This is a genomic window from Nostoc sp. 'Peltigera membranacea cyanobiont' 213, from assembly GCF_002245975.1.
Lineage (GTDB): Bacteria > Cyanobacteriota > Cyanobacteriia > Cyanobacteriales > Nostocaceae > Nostoc.
In genome coordinates this window covers 1-2,228 of the sequence record NZ_NOLI01000327.1, presented here as the reverse complement: position 1 = coordinate 2,228, position 2,228 = coordinate 1, and the positions used below count along the sequence as shown (strand labels likewise).

Sequence of the window (2,228 nt, the reverse complement as noted above, 5' to 3'; positions counted from 1 at the left end):
ACATTACCATACAATACTCTCCCCTACTTTTACCTACACTGCAAACTCTTGCTGATGGGGGGAGAGTGAAAAACTACAACCATAGAGTGACTAGACTACTCCGTGTATACAACCAATAGACCAAATAAATGCTACAATTCATGATGCAGTGAATAGAGCGATAGATGGCTATATCGCTCTATTTCATCAACTGTTTAAGAGCTTCGCAAAACGCCCATTTACTTCTGTTCTAAGTCTTGCCTAAGCGCTGTTCTTTCTGGCTCAACTCCTGCGTTTTAACAACTGCAATCTTAAGTATCAAACTAAATATTAAAATGCACTACTGTGCCATCGTCATTTTGACTGCAATATCGCATGGTTTACCAAAGTACGGTGAACTTGTCACTAAAATATTTACACCAGTACTAGCATAATCCTTTATATTTTCAGAGGTAATACCACCAGCAGCTGCTAGTTTTAAGTTTGGATACTGCTGCTTCAATTTCAAAACTAGAGGCTCAAGGTCTGGTAGGGGAATTTTATCAAACTGAATTAAATCTACACCTGCTTGAGCAGCCATCCAAGCATCTTTTGTTGTATCAACTTCAACGCAAATACGTTGTTCTGGAAACTGTCGTCGCAGTTCATTCATGCGCTCAATTAGCCCAACTATACCTCCCAGGAATATCAGGTGTTGGTTAAAGATCAGAACTGTTTCAGATAACCCTAAGCGATGAAAAAATCCCCCGCCAGCTAGAACTGCTTTGATGGAAAGCATTCTAGTACCTGGAAAACATTTACGAGTAGTCACAATAGAAACAGACTGATTTACTGATGAAGCAGTATCCACTAATACTCTTGTACGCGAAGCAATGCCGGAAGCGTATTCCATCAAATTTAAAGCAACTCTCCAGCCACTGTGCAAAGCTTGAGCAGTGCCACTAGCTTGAAGAATTAATTGCTTCTCCTGGCAGACTGTACCACTTTCGACTTGATAATGAACTTCGGCACCACAATATTTTAATACTCTGGCTGCTTCTTCAGTAGCGCAAATGGTCATCGGATGACGGGTAGAAAACTCGATTTCACCAGGTTGCTTGCCAATGCCAAGTCCGTAGGTTGTCAAATCTAGGTAGGGAACATCTTCCTGAATTAACCTAGCGATCGCCTCATCTGAGAAGAAAACACTCATTTTAGTTTTATGATCGGCTGACAAATAAATAGCTCAATCAAGATTCCCACTAAACCTAATCTCATTCAGTTGTAGGAATTGTAATAATTATTACTATTCTCCCAAATAGTTGGTAACAAAATAACTTTATTAAGAAAGAATATCTACCTCAGTCGCCAAAATGAGTTAAATGCTGAAATTGGAAGCTATTGACTTATAATATCAAACTTGAATTTAGCAATCATACAGATAGTGTAAATTACAAACATAATCCAAAGAAGATTGAGAATGCTAAATTTAAATGCCATTGATCGTACAACAATGCAATCAGTTCCATACAGTTATGCTGTGGTAGAGAATTTGTTGCCCAAAGCAGCTAGCTTGGAACTCGCTGCCAGCTTTCCCCAAGAGCAGTTTCGCTTATCAATAGGGTCAGGATATGGATATCTTTGGAGTGATATGCTTGCTAGTAATGAGGATATTGCTTTGATGTATAAGTTTTGCGAACGCGCCAGCCCTGAGTTGTCAGCTCGTTGGCGCGATCGCATTGCACAAGGTAGATTATCTTCTAATCTTGTTAATCTCAGCAGTCCTTGGCGACAAGTGATAGAAGAACTGTGGACACCTGCTTACCGCCAAGCCTTAACACAGATGTCTGGGGTGGAATTGAAAGACTGTGCAATGGTGATTGGGTTTCGTCGATATAATCTAGGTCACTGTCATCGCCCTCATACTGATGAACCATCGAAAGCTTTGACTCATTTGCTATTTTTCAATGAACAATGGCCTATGGACTGGGGTGGTTGTTTGCGAATTCTCCTTGACGAAAAACCAGAATCTGTCTTTCAAGATATTGCACCACTGAGCCAGTTTTCGGCTGTGATTGTGCGCTCAGATAATTCTTGGCACATGGTAACTCCAGTAGCATCGACTGCACTACAGTGCCGATTGGCTCTCAGGATTGCTTTTTTTCACAATCTCGATGCAGGTGCTTAGTCTTAGGGACTTCCAAGCAATAAAATCACCAAATACAAGAATGATAATCATTGTGAGGAGGGGGAAGGAGAAGCAGCCGTCG

At 40.8% G+C, this 2,228-nt stretch carries 2 protein-coding genes; one reads left to right on the top strand and one right to left on the bottom strand.

The features are described from left to right. Window positions 1–319: 319 nt before the first annotated feature. Window positions 320–1,171, bottom strand: coding sequence for a ModD protein (gene modD / locus CDG77_RS34625; protein WP_094333624.1), 852 nt, complete (start codon window positions 1,169–1,171; stop codon window positions 320–322). Window positions 1,172–1,471: 300 nt separating this feature from the next. On the opposite strand from modD, the gene CDG77_RS34620 reads away from it, so the two are divergent. Beyond that, window positions 1,472–2,146 (top strand): 2OG-Fe(II) oxygenase family protein, encoded by a 675-nt coding sequence (locus CDG77_RS34620; protein WP_223270165.1) that lies wholly within the window; start codon window positions 1,472–1,474, stop codon window positions 2,144–2,146. The last annotated feature ends 82 nt before the right edge of the window (window positions 2,147–2,228 follow it).

Bases quoted from the DNA above. Each gene is read 5' to 3' on its own strand.
- modD (WP_094333624.1), bottom strand. From the start codon at position 1,171: ATGAGTGTTTTCTTCTCAGATGAGGCGATCGCTAGGTTAATTCAGGAA.
- CDG77_RS34620 (WP_223270165.1), top strand. From the start codon at position 1,472: ATGCAATCAGTTCCATACAGTTATGCTGTGGTAGAGAATTTGTTGCCC.